This is a genomic window from Pseudomonas sp. NPDC098747 (genome assembly GCF_044760045.1).
In the GTDB taxonomy this organism is placed as follows: domain Bacteria; phylum Pseudomonadota; class Gammaproteobacteria; order Pseudomonadales; family Pseudomonadaceae; genus Aquipseudomonas.
Genome location: NZ_JBIWAL010000048.1, coordinates 15,245 through 37,119 on the forward strand (window position 1 = coordinate 15,245; position 21,875 = coordinate 37,119).

The window sequence follows — 21,875 nt, forward strand, 5'->3', positions numbered from 1 at the left end:
CGTGTTTTCCATGATTGAGCAACCCGCGGCCTGCCGCATCCATGTCGAAGCCCTCGGCCCGACGTTCGCAGCGCAAGCCAAGCAGTGGGCCGAGCGCCTGGGCCTGCCGCTTGAAGTGGACGACGGCGAGTTTGCCTTGCAGTTCGGCGAGCAGGGTTTGCAGCTGCAGCAACTCGGCCCGGACGCTCCGGGGCCGGTGCGCGTGGACTTCGTCGAGGGCGGTGCGGCGCATCGTCGGTTATATGGTGGTGGCAGCGGGCAGATGATCGCCAAGGCTGTTGGCGTCGCTCAAGGCGTGCGGCCACGGGTGCTGGATGCGACGGCGGGGCTGGGCAAGGATGCGTTCGTACTGGCAAGTCTGGGTTGCGAGATGAGCCTGATCGAGCGTCAGCCGCTGATCGGTGCATTGCTGGAGGATGGTCTGGCGCGGGCGGCGGAAGATTTTGATGTGGCGCCGATCGTGGCGCGGATGAAGTTGCTCAAGGGTAACTCCATCGAGGTCATGCGCAACTGGGAAGGCGAGCCGCCGCAGGTGATCTACCTTGACCCGATGTTTCCCCATCGCGAGAAAACCGCGCTGGTGAAGAAGGAAATGCGCCTGTTCCGGCCGCTGGTCGGCGATGATCCCGATGCGCCGGCGTTGCTTGAAGCGGCACTGGCGCTGGCGACGCACCGCGTGGTGGTCAAGCGCCCGCGCAAGGCACCGTGCATTGACGGGCCGAAGCCGAGTCATGCGCTGGATGGTAAATCCAGTCGGTATGACATCTACCCCAAAAAAGCGCTTAAACCTTAAGACCGAGTCGCCCCCTTCGCGAGCAAGCTCGCTCCCACAGTGGATCTGCGTTGTTCACAAATCCCATGTGGGAGCGAGCTTGCTCGCGAAGGCGTCAGTCCAGGCGCCGCAAAATCAGGGCCGATACGCCCGCATAAACAACCCTACCACTTCCCGCACATGGCTCTCTGAAGCTTCTTCGCCCAGCGGCTCACCACAGCCATACAACAAACGAAAATTCCCTGCGCCCTTGATCAGACAGAAAAAATGCTCGGCCGCATTGCGTGGCAGGTCAATGCTCAGCGCGCCGCTGTCATGGATCTGCGTCAACAACCGCTCCATGCCCTGCACCATGCGCTGCGGGCCTGCCTCGAAGAAGATCAGCGACAGCTTCGGATCCTGACTACCCAGCGCCATGATCAGGCGATGCAGATTCACCGATTCATCGCTGTTGATCAGTTGATGAAAGCCTCGGGCAATGTTCAGCAACACACTTTCCACTGCGATGCCTTCCGGCAATTCGAAGAACAGCGGCGGTAATTGCTCCTCGCATTTGGCCACGACGGCGGCGGAGAACAGCCTCTCCTTGTCATTGAAATGGCTGTAGACCGTCAGTTTAGACACCCCCGCCTCGGCGGCCACTGCGTCCATGCTGGTGTTGGCATAGCCGTGACTCAGAAACAGAATTTTCGCCGCGTCGAGGATGGCCTGGCGCTTGGCCAGATCCTTGGGGCGGCCCGGGCCGTTTGGAGCTGAAAGATTGTTCGACATTCTTCGCTTTTATTACTGGACTGGTGAGTTTGCTATTAATAACATACCCGCCAGTATAATTATTCCAAGCACCATTAGCGAAAGGTCCGTCATCATGTTCCGCCATGCACTGCACCTCACGTGGCCATTTGCATTGCCAGTCAGTCTGGTTTTTTTATTGTCCGCGTGCGGCCAGGAAGAGGTGGCGCAAGTCACCGTGCGACCGGCCATGGTGGTGCAGCCAGAGCCTTCGGCGCAGGCGATGGAAAGTTATCCGGGTGAGGTGCGCGCCCGCTACGAACCCGATCTGGCGTTCCGCATTGGTGGTAAAGTCAGCCGACGACTGGTCGATGAAGGGCAGCGCGTTAAGGCTGATCAACCCCTCGCCGAACTCGATCCGCAGGACGTGCGCCTGCAACTGGAAGCCACCCGCGCTCAGGTTTCCGCCGCCGAAGCCAATCTCAACCTCGTCCGTGCCGAGCGCGACCGCTACAAAACCCTGATGGATCGGCAGATGGTCAGCCGCTCCGCCTACGACAACGCCGAAAACCTCTACCGCTCCGGTGAAGCCCGCCTCAAGCAGATCAAAGCTGAATTCAACGTCTCGACCAACCAGGCCAGTTACGCTGTGCTGCGTGCGCCACAGGATGGCGTGGTGGCCAAACGTTCGGTCGAAGTCGGGCAAGTGGTCGCCGCCGGACAAACCGTCTTCACCCTCGCCACTGATGGCGAACGTGAAGTGCTGATCAGCCTGCCAGAGCAGAGCTTCGGCCGCTTCAAGGTCGGGCAACCGGTGACGGTCGAACTCTGGACCCAGCAGAACCAGCGCTTCGCCGGGCAGATTCGTGAGCTGTCGCCGTCTGCCGACCCAAAATCCCGGACCTTCGCCGCACGCATTGCCTTCACCAGCGGCAAGGTCCCGGCCGAACTGGGCCAGAGCGCCCGGGTGTTCGTGCAATCGGCCGATGCCGTGTCGCTGTCGGTGCCACTCTCGGCGCTGACCGCTGAAAATGGCGCGACCTACGTCTGGGTCGTTGGCGCCAACAACATACTGAAGAAAACCCCGGTGCGTGTCGGCCCGTTCGGCGAGAAAGTCGTGCCGGTGCTCGAAGGCTTGAACGCCAGTGATTGGGTGGTCGCCGCTGGCGTGCATGTGTTGCTCGAAGGGCAGCAGGTGCGTCCCGTGGATCGCTCCAACCGTGTGGTCAATCTGGCGGACAAGGAGTAAGCCCTGATGCGCTTCAACCTTTCCGAATGGGCGTTGCGTAATCGCCAGATCGTACTGTTCCTGATGCTTCTGCTGGCCATCGTCGGTGCGTTGTCCTACACCAAGCTTGGCCAGAGCGAAGACCCGCCGTTCACTTTCAAAGCGATGGTCATCCAGACCCGCTGGCCGGGCGCGACGGCAGAGGAGGTTTCGCGTCAGGTGACCGAGCGCATCGAAAAGAAACTAATGGAAACCGGCGAGTACGAACGCATCGTTTCCTTCTCGCGTCCCGGCGAATCGCAAGTCACGTTCATTGCTCGCGATTCGATGCATTCCAAGGACATTCCCGATCTCTGGTATCAGGTACGCAAGAAAGTCGGCGACATTCGCCAGACCCTGCCGCCGGGGATTCAGGGGCCGTTCTTCAATGATGAATTTGGCACGACCTTCGGCAATATCTACGCGCTGACCGGTGACGGTTTCGACTACGCCGTGCTCAAGGATTACGCCGACCGCATCCAGATTCAGCTGCAACGGGTCAAGGACGTCGGCAAGGTCGATCTGCTCGGCTTGCAGGACGAGAAAATCTGGGTCGAACTGTCCAACGTCAAGCTCGCCACGCTCGGCTTGCCGCTGGCGGCGGTGCAACAGGCGCTGGAAGAGCAGAACGCGGTGTCCACCGCTGGCTTCTTCGAGACTGGCAGCGAGCGCTTGCAGCTGCGGGTCACGGGGAATTTTCAGACGGTCGACGAGATCAAGAACTTCCCGATCCGCGTCGGTGACCGGACGTTCCGTATCTCTGATGTCGCGGACGTGCGTCGCGGTTTCAACGATCCACCGGCGCCGCGCATGCGCTTCATGGCTGAAGATGCGATTGGTCTGGCCGTGGCGATGAAGGACGGCGGCGACATTCTGGTGCTCGGCAAGGCACTGGAAGGCGAGTTCTCGCGAATACAGAAAAACCTTCCGGCCGGCATGCAATTGCGCAAGGTCTCCGATCAGCCAGCAGCGGTGAAAACCGGCGTCGGCGAGTTTGTTCAAGTGTTGGTCGAGGCGCTGGCGATCGTGTTGCTGGTGAGCTTCTTTTCCCTCGGCGTGCGCACCGGTATGGTCGTGGCGCTGGCCATTCCGCTGGTGCTGGCGATGACTTTCGCCTGCATGTATTACCTCGGCATCGGTCTGCACAAAATTTCCCTCGGTGCGCTGGTGCTGGCGTTGGGGCTGCTGGTGGATGACGCGATCATTGCCGTGGAAATGATGGCGATCAAAATGGAGCAGGGCTTTGATCGCATTCGGGCGGCAAGCTTCGCCTGGACCAGCACCGCGTTCCCGATGCTCACCGGTACGCTGATCACCGCCGCAGGCTTCCTGCCGATTGCCACTGCGCAGTCCGGCACGGGCGAATACACCCGCTCGATCTTTCAGGTAGTGACGATCGCGTTGCTCGCTTCATGGGTGGCGGCGGTGGTGTTCGTACCGTACCTGGGGGAAAAACTCCTGCCGGATCTGGCGAAAATTCATGCGGCCAAACACGGCACAGCCGATGGTCAGGCGGACCCGTATGGCACGCCGTTTTATCAGCGGGTTCGGCGTTTGGTGGAGTGGTGCATCTCGCATCGCAAAACCGTGATTGTATTGACGGTCGGGCTGTTTATCGCCTCGGTGGTGTTGTTCCGTTTCGTGCCGCAGCAGTTTTTCCCGGCCTCCAATCGGCTGGAATTGATGGTCGATCTGAAACTGGCCGAGGGTGCTTCGCTGGCCAATACCACAGGTGAAGTCAAACGCTTGGAGGCGATGCTCAAGGAGCACGCCGGTATCGACAACTATGTGGCGTATGTCGGCACCGGTTCACCGCGTTTCTACCTGCCGCTGGACCAGCAACTGCCGGCGGCGAGCTTCGCCCAGTTTGTCGTGTTGGCGAAAAACATCGAAGAGCGTGAGGCGCTACGTCGTTGGTTGATCAGCACGCTCAACGAGCAATTCCCGACGCTTCGCTCGCGTGTCACGCGTCTGGAAAACGGCCCGCCGGTTGGTTATCCGGTGCAATTCCGCATCACCGGTGAACACATCGAAGAAGTCCGCGCGTTGGCGCGCAAGGTGGCGGCCAAGGTTCGTGAGAATCCGCATGTTGCCAATGTGCATCTGGATTGGGAGGAACCGAGCAAGGTTGTGTACCTGAATATCGATCAGGATCGCGCTCGGGCACTCGGGGTGAGCACCGCCAATCTGGCGAAATTCCTGCAGAGTTCGTTGACCGGGTCGAGCGTCAGTCAGTATCGCGAAGACAACGAATTGATCGAGATTCTGCTGCGCGGCACCGTGCATGAGCGCACGCAATTGTCGTTGTTGCCGAGCCTGGCGGTGCCAACGGATAACGGTCGCAGTGTGGCGCTGTCGCAGGTCGCCACGCTGGAATATGGTTTTGAGGAAGGCATCATCTGGCACCGTAATCGTCTGCCGAACGTGACCGTGCGTGCGGACATTTATGGCAAGGAGCAGCCGGCCACGCTGGTGAAGCAGATCATGCCGACGCTGGATTCGGTTCGCGCCGAGTTGCCGGACGGTTATCTGTTGGATGTCGGCGGTACGGTGGAGGATTCGGCGCGCGGGCAGGCGTCGGTGAATGCCGGGGTGCCGATGTTTATTGTCGTGGTGCTGACGTTGCTGATGGTGCAACTGCGTAGCTTCTCGCGCACGGCGATGGTGTTTTTGACGGCGCCGTTGGGGTTGATCGGGGTGACGCTGTTTTTGATGGTGTTCCGTCAGCCTTTCGGGTTTGTGGCGATGTTGGGGACGATTGCGCTGTCGGGGATGATCATGCGCAATTCGGTGATTCTGGTGGATCAGATTGAGCAGGATATTGCCTCTGGGCTCAAGCCTTGGCAGGCGATTATCGAGGCGACGGTGCGGCGTTTTCGGCCGATTGTGTTGACGGCGTTGGCGGCGGTTCTGGCGATGATTCCGTTGTCGCGGAGTGTGTTTTTTGGGCCGATGGCGGTAGCGATTATGGGGGGGTTGATTGTGGCTACGGCGTTGACGCTTTTGTTTTTGCCTGCTTTGTATGCGGCTTGGTTCCGAGTGCGTCGGGAGGGTTGAGCCTTGGCGGCCTTTGGGCCGACCATGCTCTGGGGGTTTTGGGTGAATATCCGTTTCTTTGGGGGCTGCGGCTGGCGGTTTCGCTTTTACAGCGAGTCCCTTTTGCAGACGCCCAAAAGGAACCAAAACGCTGGGCCCCGGCGTTCGGCCCGCTCGCTGGGGCTCGGGGTTCCTTCGCTCCGGGATTCATCCGGGGGCATCGCCTCCGGTTTGCTTCGCTGCACCTCCTTTCGATGTGTTCGACTTCGTCGAACGGTCGCTGCGCTCCCACCCCCGGATGAACCCCTCCACTCAGCCTGCCGAAGGGGCCGGCACGGCAAGATCAAGAGCTGCAGCCGAGCTAACGCTCATCCTGTTGAGTGGTGAGAAGCAGAGCGGTTTGTGCTGCTTTGCTTTTCTGTGGGAGCTGGCTTGCCAGCGATGGCGGCCTGACAGCCGACCAATCTCGGTCTGGACTCACATAACCCCTGTGGGAGCTGGCTTGCCAGCGATGACGCCCTCCCAGCTGCCCAATCCCCACCTGATGTACTCAGTCCAATGTGGGAGCGAGCTTGCTCGCGAAGGCGGTTTAGCACCCGATCAATTTCTGTCTGAATACCCTTTGCATGCGTCCTACATCTTTTTCAGAAACCTCCGATATTGAGCCAACGTGGCCCTGATGTTGTACTTCAGCCTCTGTTCCCAAGGGTATCGAGTTTGCTGTGATGAAAAAGCCGCCAGCATTAAAGGGCAGAACCGACCCTGTGTTCGACTTGTTGGTGCGCCCGCCTCACAAGCAACGTCTGGCGGATTATCTGGGGTTGCTCAAGCCTCTCGATGATCAAGGTCGTTATCTGCCGTTCGAAGCGTTGCGCTATCGTTGGGCGGCGGGGCTGGATGTCAATCTGTGTTGGGCCTTGGTCAAGAAGGCGCGGGTGGCGCAGTACATCAACCTGTTGCCGTTGGGTGATCCGGTGCAGTGGGGCAAGTACATGCTGACGCCGTTAGCGCAGAAAACCATTTCCATCGTGGATCGACAAACGACCTCTGCCGCCTTGGACTACATGACCAGCCAGATCGGCGAGCGGGCGCATTTCAATTATCTGCTCAATGACTTGATCGAAGATGAGGCCATCGCCAGTAGCCAATTGGAGGGCGCGGCGACCACCACTCGTGTGGCCAAAGACATGCTCAAGCACCAGCGACAGCCGCGAACGCCGGACGAGCGCATGGTGATGGGTAATTATCGGATGATGAACTTCGCTTGGGAAAAGCGTTACGAGCCTTTGAGTGTTGAGTTGATCGCTGCGATTCATCGGGTGGGCGTAGATGGAATTGATGATGAGCAGTACGACCCCGGCCTGTTCAGGATGAACGATGAAGTGGTAGTTCAGGATGGCGAGGGCAACACGGTTCATCGACCGCCACCCGTTTCGGGGCTGGTTTCACGTCTTGAGCGGTTGTCGGATTGGATCAATCTGTCCGATGGTTTGCCTCAACAGAAGCACTATCTGCACCCTCTGATCAAAGCGATTACTTTGCACTTTGCTTTGGGCTACGAGCATCCATTTCGCGACGGCAATGGGCGGGTGGCCAGGGCATTGTTTTATTGGTTCATGTTCAAGAGCGGGTTCTCTGCGTTTCGCTATATTGCGATCAGTCTGTTACTGCGAAATGCGCCGGTGAAGTATGGGCGTTCTTATCTGCATACCGAGGCTGATGAGCTGGATCTGACGTATTTCATCGAGTTTCAGTGCTCGGTTATCCAGCGGGCTGTAAGTGCCTTCTCGGATGTTTACCGCAAGAGTGTGGCGTATACCGAGGACTTTGAGTTCTGGCTGACGCGTTCGGGCTTTTTCGATCGGTTGACGGAGAAGCAACGTGCGTTGTATCAGGTGGCCAAGAGCGGAGTGGCGAAGGAGTTTACGGCGGGTAATGTGATCGAACATCTTGGCTGCTCTTACAGCGCCGCGATGTCGACGCTCAACGGATTGGTCGATGTGCAGATTTTCGAGAGGCGAAAAATGGGACGGGAGTGGGTGTTCTTTTTACGCGCAGCTACAAACGGATTGAAAAACGGGAGCGACATATCTCGCTCCCGTTCTGTGCCGGCTTAGAGAGTGCCGAACACCTTTTTCGCCAAACTCGTCGCAGCGGCAGCCGGGTTCTTGCGAATGGTTTCTTCCTGTTTGCCGATCATTTCGAACAGGCCATTGAGCGCTTGCTCGGTGACGTAGTTTTCGACGTTGGCGCTCTTCGCGTCGACAACGCCGAAGGTCGCGGCCTGGCCGGCGAAGGCGTTGTATTTTTGCGCGACGCCGACTTTGTCGGTGGCTTGCTTGACGATGGGCAGGAATTTGGCGCGGATTTGTTCGCGGCTGGATTTGTCCAGGTATTGGGTGGCTGAGTCGGTGCCGCCGCTGAGGATGCCTTTGGCGTCTGCCACGCTCATTTTCTTCACGGCGTCGACAAGGATCGGCTGGGCCTGGGTCACGGCAGTTTCCGCGGCTTTGTTCATGGCGGTTTCCAGCTCTTCGACCTGGGCGCCCATGCCGAAGGCTTTCATCTTGCTGGCGGCTTTGCCGAGTTTGCCCGGCAGTTCGATTTTCACGTCCGGGTTGTTGCTGAAGCCGCCCGGGGTACCTAATTGTTTGACGGCCAGTTGCGCGCCTTGGGTCAGGGCGTCCTTTAGGCCGCCGGTGGCGTCTTTCTGCGACAGGTCGCTGAGCGACAGCGCCAGCACGTTGGCGGAGATCATCAGGCCCGCGCACAGGCCGGCGAAGCGAAGGGTAGGTCGGAGCATGGCAGCTTCCTTGATAGGCAATTAGCGAATGGCGTCGACGCGGATTTTCAGCGGCTGCGGATCGTTGCCGTCGAGTTGCACGGCGTGGTTTTCGGTGGTGATGAACATCAGTTCACCGTTGACCTCGATGCGCGCGCTGATCGAGTAGCGGTGACCGGGTTTGACTAGCGCCGGATCGTAGCTCAAGTGGAACGGCAGTGGCACTTGACCTTTGACCGGGCCTTTCTGTTCATCGAGTACCACGGCCGGGGCGTCGGCCAGCGATACGTCTTGCAGGCTCACGCTCAGGGTTGCGCTCGGGGGCAGGGCGATGCGTTGCAGGTAGAACACTTCACCGTTGAGGCCGATTTTGCCGGCAGGGGTAGTCGACTGGCAGGCGCTCAATAGTGTGGCGGCGGCGAGAAGGGTGAGTTTTTTCATGGTAAATCTCCTTTCAATGTGGGAGTGAGCTTGCTCGCGAAAGCGGTAAATCAGTCGACATCAACAGTGACTGAAACGGCGCCTTCGCGAGCAAGCTCGCTCCCACAGGTTTCTCATCAGGCGTCAGGCTGCGCGGCAACCTGATCGGCCGCATCTTCACTGCGATGCAGCGCCACCTGACGAATCGACAAGCGAATCTCCGCCGGCAACACACGCTTGGCCGCGCCTTCGGCCAGTTCGCCGAGCAGTTCGTGGTAGCTCAGCTTGCCGGCTTCGTCGCGACGCAGCACGTCGAGGTCGAGCAGGGTCTGGATGAAATGGCGGAACAGGCTCTTGTCGAAGAATTCCGGGGCGTTGAGGCCGTGCAGGATCGACAGGCGCTGGGCCATGACCGTGCACAGGTCTTCCAGTTCTTCGGCGCTGATGGTGTTTTGCCCGGCATTGAGCAGCAGAGACACGGTCATGTAGAAGCGCTGCAAGGTCTGCGCGATGCTTTTCGACAGCAGGGTCAGCAACACGAAGTGCCGCGAACTTGGCGCCGGGCGCAGGTACACGTCTTTCTCGAAGCGCAGCAGGCCTTGTTCGACGAATGCTTCCAGCCACTGATCAACCACGGCGTCGAGTTCTTCCAGGCTCCAGCGGATGAACAGCTCTGACTGCAAGTACGGATACAACGCGTGGGTGTAGCGCAGGATCTGCTCGCGGCTCATGCGCGAGGTGCTCTGGAAGAAACTCGCCAGCAGCGACGGCAGTGCGAAGATGTGCAGCACGTTGTTGCGGTAGTAGGTCATCAGGACGGCATTTTGCTCGTCGAGATAGAGAATCTTGCCCAGCGCATCGTTCTGCTCGGACAGCAGGTCCATGTCTTTCACATGCTCGATCAACGCGCGGCCATCGCCTTCGGGCAACGTGGTGTGCGGCGAGTACGGAACCTTGCGCAGCAGCGCCAGGTACAGATCCAGCACTCGAGCCATCGCCCGGTCGTCCAGTGCCAGGCGAGTAGTGGAGAGCAGGGCCAGCGCCACCAGGTTCACCGGGTTGATCGCCGCCGCTTCGTTCAGACGCTGCGCGACTTTCTCGCCGAGGCGGTTGGTGGTCTCGTTGAGCCACGCCGGTTTGAACTGCGGGCCGTGTTCCTGTTGGCGCCAGTCCGGCTGTTCGCTGTCGAGGAATTCCGCCAGTTTGATCGGTTCGCCGAAATTGACCGCGACCTGGCCGAAGCGCTGTTTGAGCGCGCCGATGACTTTGAAGATGTCGAAAATCGACTCTTTCTTTTTGCTCGCGCCGCGCAGTTCGCCGAGGTAGGTGCGACCTTCCAGCACGCGCTCATAACCGATGTACACCGGCACGAACACAATCGGCATCCGCGACGAACGCAGGAAGCTGCGCATCGTGATCGCGAGCATCCCGGTTTTCGGTTGCAGCATGCGCCCGGTGCGCGAGCGGCCGCCCTCGACGAAGTACTCGACCGGGAAACCTTTGGTGAACAAGGTATGCAGGTATTCGTTGAACACCGAGGTGTACAGCGGGTTGCCCTTGAACGTGCGGCGCATGAAGAACGCGCCGCCACGGCGCAGCAAGCTGCCGATCACCGGCATGTTCAGGTTGATCCCGGCAGCGATGTGCGGCGGGGTCAGGCCGTTGCGAAACAGCAAGTACGACAGCAGCAGGTAGTCGATGTGGCTGCGGTGGCACGGCACATAGATGACTTCGTGCCCCTGCGCGACTTTCTGCACGCCTTCGATGTGGTTGACCTTGATGCCGTCGTAGATCTTGTTCCAGAACCAGCTCAGCACCACTTCGAGGAAGCGGATCGCGGTGTAGGTGTAGTCCGAGGCGATCTCGTTGCCGTAGCGCAGGGCCTGGGCCTTGGCTTTTTCCGGGGAGATGTTCTCGCGTTCGGCTTCGTCGAGGATCGCTTGCTTGACCAGCGGCTGGTTGAGCAGGCCTTTGACCAGATTACGCCGGTGGGAAATGTCCGGGCCGATGACGGCGGCTTTGAGATTGCGGAAGTGCACGCGCAGGATCCGCTGGGCCATGCGCACGGTGCGTTCGTGGCCCTTGTTGTGTTCGATCAATTCGCGCAGGTGGATCGGTGCGGAGAATTGCACACGGGTCTTGCGTCCGAGAATCATGATGCTCAGTAGTCGACGCAAGCGCCCGGTGACCGCCCAGCTGTCAGCGAACAGCAGTTTCCAGGGGCTCGATTCGCTGTCCGGCGACTGACCCCAAAACACGCTGACCGGAATGATCTGCGCGTCTTCGGCAGCGTTCTGGCTCAGCGCGCTGACCAGGCGGGTCAGGGCTGGCGGCGCACCGCGTTTGTCCTGACGGCCGAGCCAGTCCGGCTCCGGTGTCAGGTAAAAGAACGCCGCCGGCTCCAGCAGATTACCCACCGATACCGGCAGCACCGGCCGTGGCAGGCCGGCCTTGGTGCACTCGGTGTCGAGCACGGCCAGATCGGTCAGCGAAGGATTTTGCAGGACGTAGAACACCGGACGACTGCGGTCGAGGTTGAGGGTGAACGACGACTGGTTGATCGTCTCCGAGCGAACCCAGAGGTACAACAGTCGGCGCAGGGTGCCAAACACAAGACGGCGGAACGGGGAACGGGTCATACGGCTTCTGCATGAGTGAATAAAACCGAGCGGCTGCTCGGGCGGTCGATAGTGTGCCGGATTAGACGAAAATCGGCAAAAAAGCGGCGAAGTAATCTCCTGTTGAGAGTTTTCGCGCCTGTCATATACTCGGCGGTCTGTCGCCGAGGCCCTTTTATGGACGTCGGACGCAGGCTGACGTTCCTCTAAGGCTTTCCTGCGAAAAGCCTGTTCAATAATAAAAAAGGAGTATGAACAGATGGCAACACGTGAAACCGGCAACGTGAAGTGGTTCAACGACGCCAAGGGCTACGGCTTTATTTTGCGCGAGGACGGGGCGGACGTGTTCGTGCACTACCGCGCGATTCGCGGCGAAGGGCACCGCTCGCTGGCGGAAGGTCAGCAGGTCGAGTACGCCGTGGTGACGGGGGAGAAGGGTTTGCAGGCTGAGGATGTTGTAGGCCTGTAATCAATAACTTCAGACCATCCAAAAACACTGTGGGAGCGAGCTTGCTCGCGATTGCGGACTGACATTCAACATCAACGTTGACTGAAAGGGCCCTATCGCGAGCAAGCTCGCTCCCACAGGTTTTGTGTACTGCCTGGTTACGCGGTCTTCCAGGTGATCTCTTCTTCACCGTCTTCGCTGATGCGCATCCAGCGATCCGCCGTTTCCTCACCTTCTTCCTCGACCCACGTGCCCGGTGCGCAACGCACTTCGACGTTCAGCGCGGCAAAGGCTGCACGAGCGCAGGCGATGTCGTCGTCCCACGGGGTCTGGTCGCTTTCCAGAAACAGGCTGTTCCATTTGCCCACGGCTTTCGGCAGCCAGGTGACCGGGACGTTGCCGGCCTTGCACTTGTAGGTCTGGCCTTTCTGTACCCAGTCGCTGCACGGGCCCAGCGCGGCGCCGAGCCATGCGGAAATGGCTTTGTGGTCGACGTCGGCGTCTTTCAGGTAAATCTCGATATCCGGTTGGCGCATGGATGTCCTCACTGCGGGTTTGAAAAATCCATTCGCGGATTTAGCCGGCCCGGGCATTTGCCCGAGACCAAAAGTTATTGAAGAACGAAATAATCGTAGCGCATTGATACGGTGGTCACGAACGGCTCCGCCTGCTCGATCACTGCTGCGCGGCGTTCGGCACTGGCGCGCCAGCCGTGGGGAGTCATCGCCAATAGGTTGGCGCGATCCTGTGACTTGTCCAGCGTCAGCTTGAATTCCAGGGTTTCACTGTGCGCCAGCGCCATGCCTTCTGGCACTAGGGCCAGATGCTTGTCGTCGGTGTATTCGCGCACTTCGTCGTACAGGCTTTCGCGCAGCTCCATCAAGTGGCCGCTGGTCGGACCGACTTTCATCAGGCCGCCGCCGACGCTGAGCAGGCGCTTGGCTTCTTCCCAATCCAATGGGCTGAAAACGCTGGCGAGAAACTGGCAACTGCCCGACGCCAACGGCACGCGGGCCATGCTGGCGATCAACCAGGTAATCGCAGGATTACGCTTGCAGGCGCGTTTGACCGCTTCACGCGAGATGTCCAGTGCGTAGCCGTCGGCATACGGCAGCGCATCGGCGATCTGCGCGGTGTAGTAACCCTCGCCACAACCGATGTCGACCCAGCGTGCCGGCGCGTAACTCGCCGCCAGCTCCGCCAGACGCTTGGCCACCGGCGCGTAATGGCCGGCGTTCAAGAAATCACGGCGGGCCTCGACCATCGCCTGATTGTCGCCAGGATCGCGGCTGTTCTTGTGCTGCACCGGCAGCAGGTTCAGGTAACCCTGCCGCGCACGGTCAAAACGATGCCCGGCGGGGCAGACCACGCCGTTATCCACCGCATTCAGCGGCTCACTGCAGATCGGGCACGCGAGCATCAGGCGAGCAACTTGATCATGGTCTGGTAGTAAATCTCGGTCAGCACGTCGAGGTCGGCTGCCAGCACACGCTCGTTGACCTGGTGAATGGTCGCGTTGACCGGGCCCAGTTCAACCACTTGCGTACCCATGGTCGCGATGAAACGACCATCGGAAGTGCCGCCGCTGGTCGAAGCCTTGGTCTCACGACCGGTGATGTCCTTGATGCTCGCCGACACCGCGTCGAGCAGCGCGCCCGGCTCGGTGAGGAACGGCAGGCCGGACAGCGCCCAGTCGATGTGCCAGTCCAGGTCATGCTTGTCGAGGATGTCGGCAACGCGTTTCTGCAGGCCTTCGACGGTCGACTCGGTGGAGAAACGGAAGTTGAACACCGCCACCAGATCGCCCGGAATCACGTTGGTCGCGCCGGTGCCGGAGTTGACGTTGGAAATCTGGAAACTGGTCGGCGGGAAGAAATCGTTGCCGTGATCCCAGTGCTCGGCGGCCAGTTCGGAGAGCGCCGGAGCCGCGAGGTGGATCGGGTTTTTCGCCAGGTGCGGATAGGCCACGTGGCCTTGAATGCCTTTGACGGTGAGCTTGGCGCCGAGCGAGCCGCGACGGCCGTTTTTCACCACGTCGCCGACCAACGTGGTGCTCGACGGTTCGCCGACGATGCACCAGTCCAGACGCTCGTTACGCGCGACCAAACGCTCAACCACAGCCTTGGTGCCGTGGTGCGCCGGGCCTTCTTCATCGCTGGTGATCAGAAACGCGACCTTGCCTTTGTGGTTCGGGTAGTCGACGACGAAGCGCTCGGCGGCGACGGTCATCGACGCCAGGCTGCCTTTCATGTCCGCCGCGCCACGGCCGCAGAGCATGCCGTGTTCATCGATCAGCGCGTTGAACGGGTCGATCTGCCAGGCAGTTACCGGACCGGTTGGCACCACGTCGGTGTGGCCGGCAAAACACAGCACCGGACCATCGTTGTTGCCGTGGGTGGCCCAGAAGTTATCCACATCTTCAATGCGCATTGGCTCAAGCGTGAAACCGGCATCGCCCAGGCGCTGCATCATCTGCTTCTGGCAATCGGCGTCGACCGGCGTCACGGACGGACGGCGGATCAGGTCGATGGCGAGTTGAAGGGTCGGCGAAAGGTCGGCGTGGGCCGTCATGGAAAACTCCGAAAACTTGAAATTGGGCAAGGGCCAATGTGGGAGCGAGCTTGCTCGCGAAAGCGGTGTGTCAGCCAACTTATACATTGATTGTTACATCGTCTTCGCGAGCAAGCTCGCTCCCACAGGGATTGGGTTCAATCGGTAAACCGTATTGGGCCAAGCCCCGCAAAATGGAGGTTATCTTAAAGCAAAACGGCGACCATTGGCCGCCGTTTAGTGCATCGACAAGGAATTAGACGGCCGGTGCCGGCTCAGGCGCCGCCGCAGGTTTTGGCAGCGACGACAGGAACGCCATGATCAGCGCCGCCAGGTACGGCAGCGATTGCACCAGCAACATGACCACCCAGAAACGCATGTCGTTGCTCGGCATACCGTTGACCAGATAGATCCCCAGCGCCGCGCCCCACAACAGCAGCATGATGAACAGCTCTTCGCGCGCTTCGGAGATCGCCACCCAGAAACCGTGGTTGTCAGCATTTTTCGGTGTGCGGAAGAACGGAATACTGGTGGTGAAGAATCCGTACAACACCGCTTTGGCGATGGTGTGCGACAACGCCAGCCCGGCCAGTGCCGCGCAGAACGCATCCTTGAGGTTCACGCCAACGGCGCGACGATAAAGGAAGATGATCTTGCCGACCTTGAACACGAACAGCGCCAGCGGCGGGATCGCGAAAATCAGCAGCGGCGGATCGACCCGTTGCGGCACGATGATCATCGCCGCCGACCACAATAATGCGCCGACGGTGAAGAAGATGTTCATGCCGTCCGCGACCCACGGCAACCAGCCCGCAAGGAAGTGGTAACGCTGGCCGCGCGTCAGTTCAGTGTCCTTGCCGCGCAGCAGGCTGCCGGTGTGGCGCTTGATGATCTGGATCGCGCCGTAGGCCCAGCGGAAGCGCTGCTTCTTGAAGTCGATGAACGTATCCGGCATCAGACCCTTGCCGTAGCTGTCGTGGTAATACGCCGCCGACAGGCCTTTTTCGAACACGCGCAGACCGAGTTCGGCGTCTTCACAGATGCACCAGTCAGCCCAGCCCAACTCCTCCAGAACCGAGCGGCGAGTCATGGTCATGGTGCCGTGCTGGATGATCGCGTCGCGGTCGTTACGGGTGACCATGCCGATGTGGAAGAAGCCTTTGTATTCCGCGTAGCAGAGCTTCTTGAAGGTGCTTTCGTTCTGGTCGCGATAATCCTGCGGCGACTGCACCACGGCGATTTTCGGGTCGGCAAAGTGCGGCACCATGTGCTTGAGCCAGTTCGGCGACACGCAGTAGTCCGAGTCGATGACCGCGATCACTTCGGCATCCTTGGCGGTGTGCGGAAGCAGATAATTCAGCGCGCCACCCTTGAAGCCCGCCAGTGGCGAAACATGGAAGAACTTGAAGCGCGGGCCGAGGGTTTCGCAGTAGTCGCGCACCGGTTCCCAGACTGCCGGGTCCTTGGTGTTGTTGTCGATGATCAGGACTTCATAGTCCGGGTAATCAAGGGCGGCCAAGGCGTCGAGGGTCTGTTTGACCATCTCCGGCGGCTCGTTGTAGCACGGCACATGGATCGACACTTTCGGGCGGTAGTCCGAGTCACCCACCACCGGCAGGAATTCGCGTCGACGTTTGTGAATCCACACCGCCTCGGCCAGTTCATGGGCCTCGGTGAGTAACACGATGAACACCCCGAACGCACCGAGCGCCAGCAGGAAACCCACCGTCAGACTGAACCACGTGCTGTATTGCAGGCTGTAGTCGTAACCGATCCACACCAGCACCGACCCACACAGGAAGGCGATAAAGGTCAGGAACACGCGTCCACGCTGGCGCAGCGCCGAGCCGTCGATCATCAGTAGCGTCAGCGACAACAGCGCCAACACCACCGAGCCGACCGCCAGCACGCGCCATTGCGGGATTGCCACAACCGGGCCTTCGAAATTGAATTTCTGCTGACGCGCGGCGTTGAACACGCCCCAGTAGGCGCCGACCGAACCTTCGTCGCTGGCCTTCCACGGCTGGTCGAACGCTTCGATCACGAAGTAGTTGAAGCCCTGGCGGTTGAGCTTGTTGACCAGCGTGCGCAGGTAAATCGCCTGATCCGCCGGCGACGCATCGGCGCCACCGCGCATGCGGCCGTTGCTTGGCCAGCCGATTTCAGACAGCAGCAGCGGTTTTTTCGGGAACATCTTTTTCAGGTCGCGGGCACGGTCGAAGACGAACTGACCAGCCTTGTCGACCGGGACGAATTCCCAGTACGGCAGAACGTGAGCGGCGATGAGGTCAACGTGCTTGGCCAGTTCCGGGTGTTCTTCCCAGACGTGCCACTGTTCGGACGTGGTGACTGGCACTTTTACGGCAGCACGAACCCGGTCGAGCAACACGCTGAGTTGTTCAGCGGTGATTTCCTTACGGAAGATCGCCTCGTTACCGACCACCACGCGAACCACACTGCGCGACGTGTTGGCGAGTTCGATGGCACGGGTGATTTCCCGTTCGTTGCGCTCCTGATCCGGGCTGATCCAGATCCCCAAGGTCACGCGCAGACCGAACTCTTCGGCCAGTTTCGGGATGTCTTGCAGGGAGCCGTCGACCGAGTAGATACGGATGTTATCCGTCAACTTGCTCATGATCTCGAGGTCGCGGCGCATCTCGTCGTCAGACGGATACTGCTCCTTCTGTGGGTACTGTCCCTGCTGGAACGGCGAATAAGAGAAACCGGAGATCTGTTCCGGCCAATTGGGCGCGGAGACCGGGCGATTGATCAGCGCCCAGAAACCAGTGAACAGGGCGGCGATTGCCAGAACCACCACCAGGTTGAGACCAAATTTACGCGATGACATAGCTGTTTCGGGTTCCAAAGGCTGTGGAACGAAGGATCGGTAGGCTGTACCCCACAGGGGCGCGCATCCTACACCGACAGTTCGCCGGTCGTACATCAGACAGGGAAATGGCTCACATTGGGCAAGCCTCTTTGACTTAAGTTCTTACACTTGTCGCTTGAAGCTAAAACTTGTCGCTGCGAAGCCCTATAATGCGCGCCGGTTTTTGGGGTAATGGTTATGAGTACAGAAGATCCGCGGTTTGCAGGCATCGCCCGTTTGTATGGCATCGAAGGCATGGAGCGCTTGCGCGCGGCTCATGTGGCGATCGTCGGCGTCGGTGGCGTCGGTTCCTGGGCGGCGGAAGCCATTGCTCGTTGTGGCGTCGGCGAGATTTCGCTGTTCGACCTCGACGACGTCTGTGTCAGCAACGCCAACCGCCAGTTGCACGCACTGGACAGCACCGTCGGCAAACCCAAGGTCGAGGTGATGGCCGAGCGTCTGCGCGGGATCAACCCCGATTGCACGGTGCACGCCGTGGCGGATTTCGTCACCCGCGAGACCATGGCCGAATACATCACGCCGAACATCGACTGCGTGATCGACTGCATCGATGCGGTCAATGCCAAAGCCGCGCTGATCGCCTGGTGCAAGCGCCGCAAGATTCAGATCATCACCACCGGTGGCGCTGGCGGGCAGATTGATCCGACGTTGATCCAGGTCTGCGATCTCAACCGCACGTTCAACGATCCGCTGGCCTCGAAAGTGCGCTCGACGTTGCGCCGCGATTACGGCTTCTCGCGCACCGTGACCCGGCATTACAGCGTGCCGTGCGTGTTCTCCACCGAGCAACTGCGCTACCCGAAACCGGATGGCAGCATTTGTTTGCAGAAGAGTTTTGTCGGCGACGGCGTGAAGCTGGACTGCGCGGGCGGGTTTGGCGCGGTGATGATGGTGACGGCGACGTTCGGCATGGTCGCGGCGACCAAGGCTGTGGATAAGATTGTGGCGGGTGTGCGCCGGCCGGCAGAGCGGGTCAAATCCGACGTTTAAATGTTGAAGCTGATGGCCTCATCGCTGGCAAGCCAGCTCCCATAGTGATCTTCAGTGAATACAAATTCGGTATTGCACCAGTTCCCACAGTGATCTTCAGTGAATACAGATTCTGTATTGCACCAAATCCAATGTGGGAGCTGGCTTGCCAGCGATAGCGATTAACCTGCCAACTCATTCATCCGCTGTAGCACAGCATTCAGGCCATTACTGCGCGACGGCGACAACTGGCGCGACAGCCCCAACTGACTGAACCAGTCCGGCAAATCCACCTGCTGCAATTGGGCGGCGGACAAACCGTTGACCCGTGCCAGCAACAACGCCACCAATCCTCTAATCATCCGCGCATCGCTGCTCGCTGCGAACTGCCAGTGGCCATCCTGTAACGCGCCGACCAGCCACACCTGGCTTTCACAGCCATGCACCCGGTTGGCGTCGCACTTGTCTGCGTCACTCAGCGGCGGCAAACGATCGCCAAACTGCATCAATAACCGCGCCCGCTGTTCCCAGCCGGCAGCATTCTGAAAGGTTTGCAGCGCCTCGGCGGCTGCGACCGGCAAACTCATCGCAACAACTCCAGCGCCTGATCCAGCGCTTCAAAGAACCGTTCCAGATCCTCCGAATCGTTGTACAGCGCCAGCGACACCCGAATCGCCCCCGCCAACTCGAAGCTTTTGAGCAGTGGCATCGCGCAGTGATGACCCGCGCGCACGGCAATGCCTTGCTCCGTCAGCAAATGCGCCAGATCAGCGTTGTGCACGCCTTCAACAACAAAACTGGCCAGCGCCAATTGCGGCTTGCCCAAGAGACGAATGCCGTTACGCGCCGCAAGACCACGCAACAAATAGTCATGCAGTGCCGATTCGTGAGCCGACACCGCGTCCTGATCCAGCCCGGCCAGATAGTCGAGGGTCGCACCGAGGCCGATCACGCTGGCAATCGGCGGCGTGCCCGCCTCGAAACCCAGCGGAGCAGGGCGGAAACGTGCGTCGTGGTAGTTGGCTTCCAGCACCATTTCGCCGCCGAACTGCCACGGTTTCAGCAGTTCAAGCGCAGTGTTGCGTCCGAACAGCGCGCCGAGACCATCGGGGCCATAGAGTTTGTGGCTGGAAAATACGTAGAAGTCGCAACCCAGTGCCTGCACGTCATGCCGACCGTGGACCACACCTTGCGCGCCATCGACCACGGTCAGGGCGTTGTGCGCCTTGGCCATGCCCAGCAGCGCCGGCAACGGTTGCCAGGCACCGAGCACGTTGGATAACTGGCTGACCGCCAGTAGACGCGTGCGCGGGCCGATAAGGTGCACTGCAGCGGCGAGGTCAATCAAACCGTCGGCATCCAGTGGCAGGATCACCAGTTTCAGTTGGCGACGTTGTGCCAGTTGCTGCCACGGCAGCAGGTTGGCGTGATGCTCCAGGGCGCTGATGACAATTTCATCGCCCGGCTGAAAAAGATGTTCCAGGCCATAAGCCAGGAGATTCAGCGCGCTGGTGGCGCCGTGGGTAAAGATGATCTGCCCGCTGTCGCCGGCGTTCAGCCATTGCGCAACTTTCAGCCGACTGTCTTCGAACGCCTGCGTGGCGTGGGCGCCGGGCAGGTGCTGCGCGCGATGCACATTGGCCGCGCCGTTGGCGTAGTAATGCGTCAGCGCGTCGAGCAGGGCTTGAGGCTTTTGTGTGGTGGCGGCGTTGTCCAGATAGGTCTGGTCTTGCCGTTGCAGGGCGGCGATGGCCGGGAAATCGGCGCGCCAGGGAGAAGGAATCATCATGGGTTATACGCCTGACCCTGTGGGAGCTAGTCGAATCGTCGCTCCCACAGGTGATCAATGTGCTGCTTAGTTGTGAGCGTGCAGCGCTTCGTTCAGTTCGATGGCCGACTTGTGGGTTTTGCACTCCACGGCACCGGTTTCCGAATTGCGGCGGAACAGCAGGTCGGTCTGGCCGGCCAGTTCACGCGCCTTCACAACCTTGACCAAATTGTTGTGCTCGTCCAGCAGCGCCACTTTTGTACCAGCGGTCACATACAGGCCCGACTCAACGGTGTTGCGGTCGCCCAGCGGAATACCGATACCGGCGTTGGCGCCGATCAGGCAGCCTTCGCCGACCTTGATCACGATGTTGCCGCCGCCCGACAGGGTGCCCATGGTCGAGCAACCGCCGCCCAGGTCCGAACCCTTGCCGACGAAGACGCCAGCCGACACACGACCTTCGATCATGCCCGGGCCTTCGGTGCCGGCGTTGAAGTTGATGAAACCCTCGTGCATCACGGTGGTGCCTTCGCCCACGTAAGCGCCCAGACGCAGACGCGCGGCGTCAGCGATACGCACGCCGGCCGGCACTACGTAGTCGGTCATTTTCGGGAACTTGTCCACCGAGAACACTTCCAGCAGCTCGCCACGCAGACGCGCTTCAAGTTGCATTTCGGCCAGCTCGCCGAGATCGATTGCGCCCAGGCTGGTCCACGCTACGTTCGGCAGCAGCGGGAAGATCCCGGCCAGGCTTACGCCGTGCGGCTTGACCAGACGGTGCGACAGCAGGTGCAGCTTCAGGTACGCCTCAGGCGTGGAAGTCAGTTGCGCATCTTCGGCCAGCAAAGTGGCGACCAGCGGCTTGTGGCTCTCGGCCAGACGGGTCAGCAGTTTGCCTTGAACGGCATCGATGCCTTTAACCGCTTCAGCCAATTGTGCCGCTTGTGCGGTGGTAAAGGCGATGGCCTGGTTGCCTTCGGTGTAACCGAGGATCGGCGCAACAGCGGCGACCAGTTCGGCCGAAGGGTTGAGCAGTGGCTGCGCGTAAAACACTTCGAGCCAAGCGCCTTGACGGTTTTGCGTGCCGACACCGAAGGCAATGCTGAACAGAGAGTTGGACATGTGAATACCTCTACAAAGAGTGACGGGCTGCTTACTTCAGAGCGGCCGCGTAAATATCTGGCTTGTAGCCAATCAGGGTTCGGTCACCGAGATCGAGCACCGGGCGCTTGATCATCGAGGGTTGAGCGAGCATCAGGTCGATGGCTTTTGCTTGGTCGAGATCGGCTTTACGTTCGTCGTCGAGTTTGCGAAAAGTCGTGCCTGCGCGGTTCAACACCGTTTGCCAGCCGTGCTCGTCACACCATTGGGTCAGGTGTTCACGGTCGATACCGGCGGTTTTGTAATCATGAAAATCGTAGCTGACAGCGTGTTCATCGAGCCAGGTGCGCGCCTTTTTCATGGTGTCGCAGGCTTTGATGCCGAAAAGGTGCAACGTTTTGCTTGAAACGGTCAAGGAATTGCCCCCTTTACAGGTGCTGGAAAAAAATGGTTTCGGATTATGCCATGACCCTTCGGTTAAAGCGCAAAACCTGTGGGAGCGAGCTTGCTCGCGAATAGGCCGGG

Annotated in this window: 18 protein-coding genes; 6 read left to right on the plus strand and 12 right to left on the minus strand. The window is 59.9% G+C overall.

Annotated elements, in window-relative coordinates:
• Positions 1 to 10 precede the first annotated feature (10 nt).
• Positions 11 to 793: a class I SAM-dependent methyltransferase gene (locus ACIQVE_RS23035; RefSeq protein ID WP_402812617.1), complete on the plus strand. Its 783-nt coding sequence runs from the start codon at positions 11 to 13 to the stop codon at positions 791 to 793.
• Between the two features lie 114 nt (positions 794 to 907).
• Here the strand turns inward: ACIQVE_RS23035 and ACIQVE_RS23040 are convergent, their stop codons facing one another.
• Positions 908 to 1,543 carry a TetR/AcrR family transcriptional regulator gene (locus ACIQVE_RS23040; RefSeq protein ID WP_402812619.1) on the minus strand — a complete coding sequence of 212 codons (636 nt, stop codon included), beginning with the start codon at positions 1,541 to 1,543 and terminating at the stop codon, positions 908 to 910.
• Between the two features lie 94 nt (positions 1,544 to 1,637).
• On the opposite strand from ACIQVE_RS23040, the gene ACIQVE_RS23045 reads away from it, so the two are divergent.
• The 3 genes from ACIQVE_RS23045 (at position 1,638) to ACIQVE_RS23055 (ending at position 7,921) form a co-directional block, all read left to right on the plus strand.
• Positions 1,638 to 2,750: an efflux RND transporter periplasmic adaptor subunit gene (locus ACIQVE_RS23045; protein WP_402812622.1), complete on the plus strand. Its 1,113-nt coding sequence runs from the start codon at positions 1,638 to 1,640 to the stop codon at positions 2,748 to 2,750.
• 6 nt (positions 2,751 to 2,756) lie between these two features.
• The gene (locus ACIQVE_RS23050) at positions 2,757 to 5,825 is read left to right on the plus strand and encodes an efflux RND transporter permease subunit (protein ID WP_402812625.1); all 3,069 of its coding nucleotides are present in this window, start codon (positions 2,757 to 2,759) and stop codon (positions 5,823 to 5,825) included.
• 704 nt (positions 5,826 to 6,529) lie between these two features.
• Complete coding sequence (locus tag ACIQVE_RS23055) at positions 6,530 to 7,921, plus strand: Fic family protein (RefSeq protein ID WP_402812626.1); 1,392 nt, start codon at positions 6,530 to 6,532, stop codon at positions 7,919 to 7,921.
• Here the strand turns inward: ACIQVE_RS23055 and ACIQVE_RS23060 are convergent.
• The 3 genes from ACIQVE_RS23060 to plsB form a co-directional block, all read right to left on the minus strand.
• A complete protein-coding gene (locus ACIQVE_RS23060) occupies positions 7,918 to 8,607 on the minus strand; it encodes a DUF4197 domain-containing protein (protein ID WP_402812628.1) in 690 nt (229 codons plus the stop codon). The two genes, ACIQVE_RS23055 and ACIQVE_RS23060, sit on opposite strands and share 4 nt — an antisense overlap.
• A gap of 21 nt (positions 8,608 to 8,628) precedes the next feature.
• Positions 8,629 to 9,027, minus strand: coding sequence for a YbaY family lipoprotein (locus ACIQVE_RS23065; protein ID WP_402812630.1), 399 nt, complete (start codon positions 9,025 to 9,027; stop codon positions 8,629 to 8,631).
• A 116-nt stretch (positions 9,028 to 9,143) separates the two neighbouring features.
• On the minus strand, positions 9,144 to 11,645 hold the full coding sequence (gene plsB / locus ACIQVE_RS23070) for a glycerol-3-phosphate 1-O-acyltransferase PlsB (RefSeq protein ID WP_402812631.1): 2,502 nt from the start codon (positions 11,643 to 11,645) through the stop codon (positions 9,144 to 9,146).
• Positions 11,646 to 11,883: 238 nt separating this feature from the next.
• Here plsB and ACIQVE_RS23075 point away from each other — a divergent pair, with 238 nt between their 5' ends.
• Positions 11,884 to 12,093 (plus strand): cold-shock protein, encoded by a 210-nt coding sequence (locus tag ACIQVE_RS23075; RefSeq protein ID WP_402812634.1) that lies wholly within the window; start codon positions 11,884 to 11,886, stop codon positions 12,091 to 12,093.
• A 137-nt stretch (positions 12,094 to 12,230) separates the two neighbouring features.
• On the opposite strand, the gene ACIQVE_RS23080 is transcribed toward ACIQVE_RS23075, so the two are convergent.
• The 4 genes from ACIQVE_RS23080 to ACIQVE_RS23095 all read right to left on the minus strand — a co-directional run bounded on the left by ACIQVE_RS23080 (position 12,231) and on the right by ACIQVE_RS23095 (position 17,470).
• Entirely contained in the window at positions 12,231 to 12,608 is a 378-nt protein-coding gene (locus ACIQVE_RS23080) for a hypothetical protein (protein WP_212622878.1), read from the minus strand.
• 74 nt (positions 12,609 to 12,682) lie between these two features.
• Complete coding sequence (locus ACIQVE_RS23085; protein ID WP_402812637.1) at positions 12,683 to 13,492, minus strand: putative RNA methyltransferase; 810 nt, start codon at positions 13,490 to 13,492, stop codon at positions 12,683 to 12,685.
• Complete coding sequence (dapE, locus tag ACIQVE_RS23090; RefSeq protein WP_402812640.1) at positions 13,492 to 14,643, minus strand: succinyl-diaminopimelate desuccinylase; 1,152 nt, start codon at positions 14,641 to 14,643, stop codon at positions 13,492 to 13,494. Before dapE ends, ACIQVE_RS23085 begins: the two co-directional genes overlap by 1 nt.
• Positions 14,644 to 14,878: 235 nt before the next feature.
• Positions 14,879 to 17,470 carry a glycosyltransferase gene (locus ACIQVE_RS23095; RefSeq protein WP_402812643.1) on the minus strand — a complete coding sequence of 864 codons (2,592 nt, stop codon included), beginning with the start codon at positions 17,468 to 17,470 and terminating at the stop codon, positions 14,879 to 14,881.
• 213 nt (positions 17,471 to 17,683) lie between these two features.
• Here ACIQVE_RS23095 and tcdA point away from each other — a divergent pair, with 213 nt between their 5' ends.
• Positions 17,684 to 18,502, plus strand: coding sequence for a tRNA cyclic N6-threonylcarbamoyladenosine(37) synthase TcdA (gene tcdA, locus ACIQVE_RS23100; RefSeq protein WP_402812645.1), 819 nt, complete (start codon positions 17,684 to 17,686; stop codon positions 18,500 to 18,502).
• A 161-nt stretch (positions 18,503 to 18,663) separates the two neighbouring features.
• Here the strand turns inward: tcdA and ACIQVE_RS23105 are convergent, their stop codons facing one another.
• From ACIQVE_RS23105 to ACIQVE_RS23120, 4 genes are all read right to left on the minus strand, one after another.
• Entirely contained in the window at positions 18,664 to 19,068 is a 405-nt protein-coding gene (locus ACIQVE_RS23105) for a SufE family protein (RefSeq protein WP_402812649.1), read from the minus strand.
• Positions 19,065 to 20,270 (minus strand): aminotransferase class V-fold PLP-dependent enzyme, encoded by a 1,206-nt coding sequence (locus tag ACIQVE_RS23110; protein WP_402812651.1) that lies wholly within the window; start codon positions 20,268 to 20,270, stop codon positions 19,065 to 19,067. Before ACIQVE_RS23110 ends, ACIQVE_RS23105 begins: the two co-directional genes overlap by 4 nt.
• 66 nt (positions 20,271 to 20,336) lie before the next feature.
• Positions 20,337 to 21,371 carry a 2,3,4,5-tetrahydropyridine-2,6-dicarboxylate N-succinyltransferase gene (gene dapD, locus ACIQVE_RS23115; protein WP_402812653.1) on the minus strand — a complete coding sequence of 345 codons (1,035 nt, stop codon included), beginning with the start codon at positions 21,369 to 21,371 and terminating at the stop codon, positions 20,337 to 20,339.
• A 31-nt stretch (positions 21,372 to 21,402) separates the two neighbouring features.
• A complete protein-coding gene (locus tag ACIQVE_RS23120) occupies positions 21,403 to 21,765 on the minus strand; it encodes an ArsC family reductase (protein WP_402812656.1) in 363 nt (120 codons plus the stop codon).
• Between the last annotated feature and the right edge of the window lie 110 nt (positions 21,766 to 21,875).

Excerpts from the sequence above, each read along its gene's own strand:
- ACIQVE_RS23035 (WP_402812617.1), top strand. The coding sequence starts at position 11 with ATGATTGAGCAACCCGCGGCCTGCCGCATCCATGTCGAAGCCCTCGGC.
- ACIQVE_RS23040 (WP_402812619.1), bottom strand. The coding sequence starts at position 1,543 with ATGTCGAACAATCTTTCAGCTCCAAACGGCCCGGGCCGCCCCAAGGAT.
- ACIQVE_RS23045 (WP_402812622.1), top strand. The coding sequence starts at position 1,638 with ATGTTCCGCCATGCACTGCACCTCACGTGGCCATTTGCATTGCCAGTC.
- ACIQVE_RS23050 (WP_402812625.1), top strand. The coding sequence starts at position 2,757 with ATGCGCTTCAACCTTTCCGAATGGGCGTTGCGTAATCGCCAGATCGTA.
- ACIQVE_RS23055 (WP_402812626.1), top strand. The coding sequence starts at position 6,530 with ATGAAAAAGCCGCCAGCATTAAAGGGCAGAACCGACCCTGTGTTCGAC.
- ACIQVE_RS23060 (WP_402812628.1), bottom strand. The coding sequence starts at position 8,607 with ATGCTCCGACCTACCCTTCGCTTCGCCGGCCTGTGCGCGGGCCTGATG.
- ACIQVE_RS23065 (WP_402812630.1), bottom strand. The coding sequence starts at position 9,027 with ATGAAAAAACTCACCCTTCTCGCCGCCGCCACACTATTGAGCGCCTGC.
- plsB (WP_402812631.1), bottom strand. The coding sequence starts at position 11,645 with ATGACCCGTTCCCCGTTCCGCCGTCTTGTGTTTGGCACCCTGCGCCGA.
- ACIQVE_RS23075 (WP_402812634.1), top strand. The coding sequence starts at position 11,884 with ATGGCAACACGTGAAACCGGCAACGTGAAGTGGTTCAACGACGCCAAG.
- ACIQVE_RS23080 (WP_212622878.1), bottom strand. The coding sequence starts at position 12,608 with ATGCGCCAACCGGATATCGAGATTTACCTGAAAGACGCCGACGTCGAC.
- ACIQVE_RS23085 (WP_402812637.1), bottom strand. The coding sequence starts at position 13,492 with ATGCTCGCGTGCCCGATCTGCAGTGAGCCGCTGAATGCGGTGGATAAC.
- dapE (WP_402812640.1), bottom strand. The coding sequence starts at position 14,643 with ATGACGGCCCACGCCGACCTTTCGCCGACCCTTCAACTCGCCATCGAC.
- ACIQVE_RS23095 (WP_402812643.1), bottom strand. The coding sequence starts at position 17,470 with ATGTCATCGCGTAAATTTGGTCTCAACCTGGTGGTGGTTCTGGCAATC.
- tcdA (WP_402812645.1), top strand. The coding sequence starts at position 17,684 with ATGGTTATGAGTACAGAAGATCCGCGGTTTGCAGGCATCGCCCGTTTG.
- ACIQVE_RS23105 (WP_402812649.1), bottom strand. The coding sequence starts at position 19,068 with ATGAGTTTGCCGGTCGCAGCCGCCGAGGCGCTGCAAACCTTTCAGAAT.
- ACIQVE_RS23110 (WP_402812651.1), bottom strand. The coding sequence starts at position 20,270 with ATGATGATTCCTTCTCCCTGGCGCGCCGATTTCCCGGCCATCGCCGCC.
- dapD (WP_402812653.1), bottom strand. The coding sequence starts at position 21,371 with ATGTCCAACTCTCTGTTCAGCATTGCCTTCGGTGTCGGCACGCAAAAC.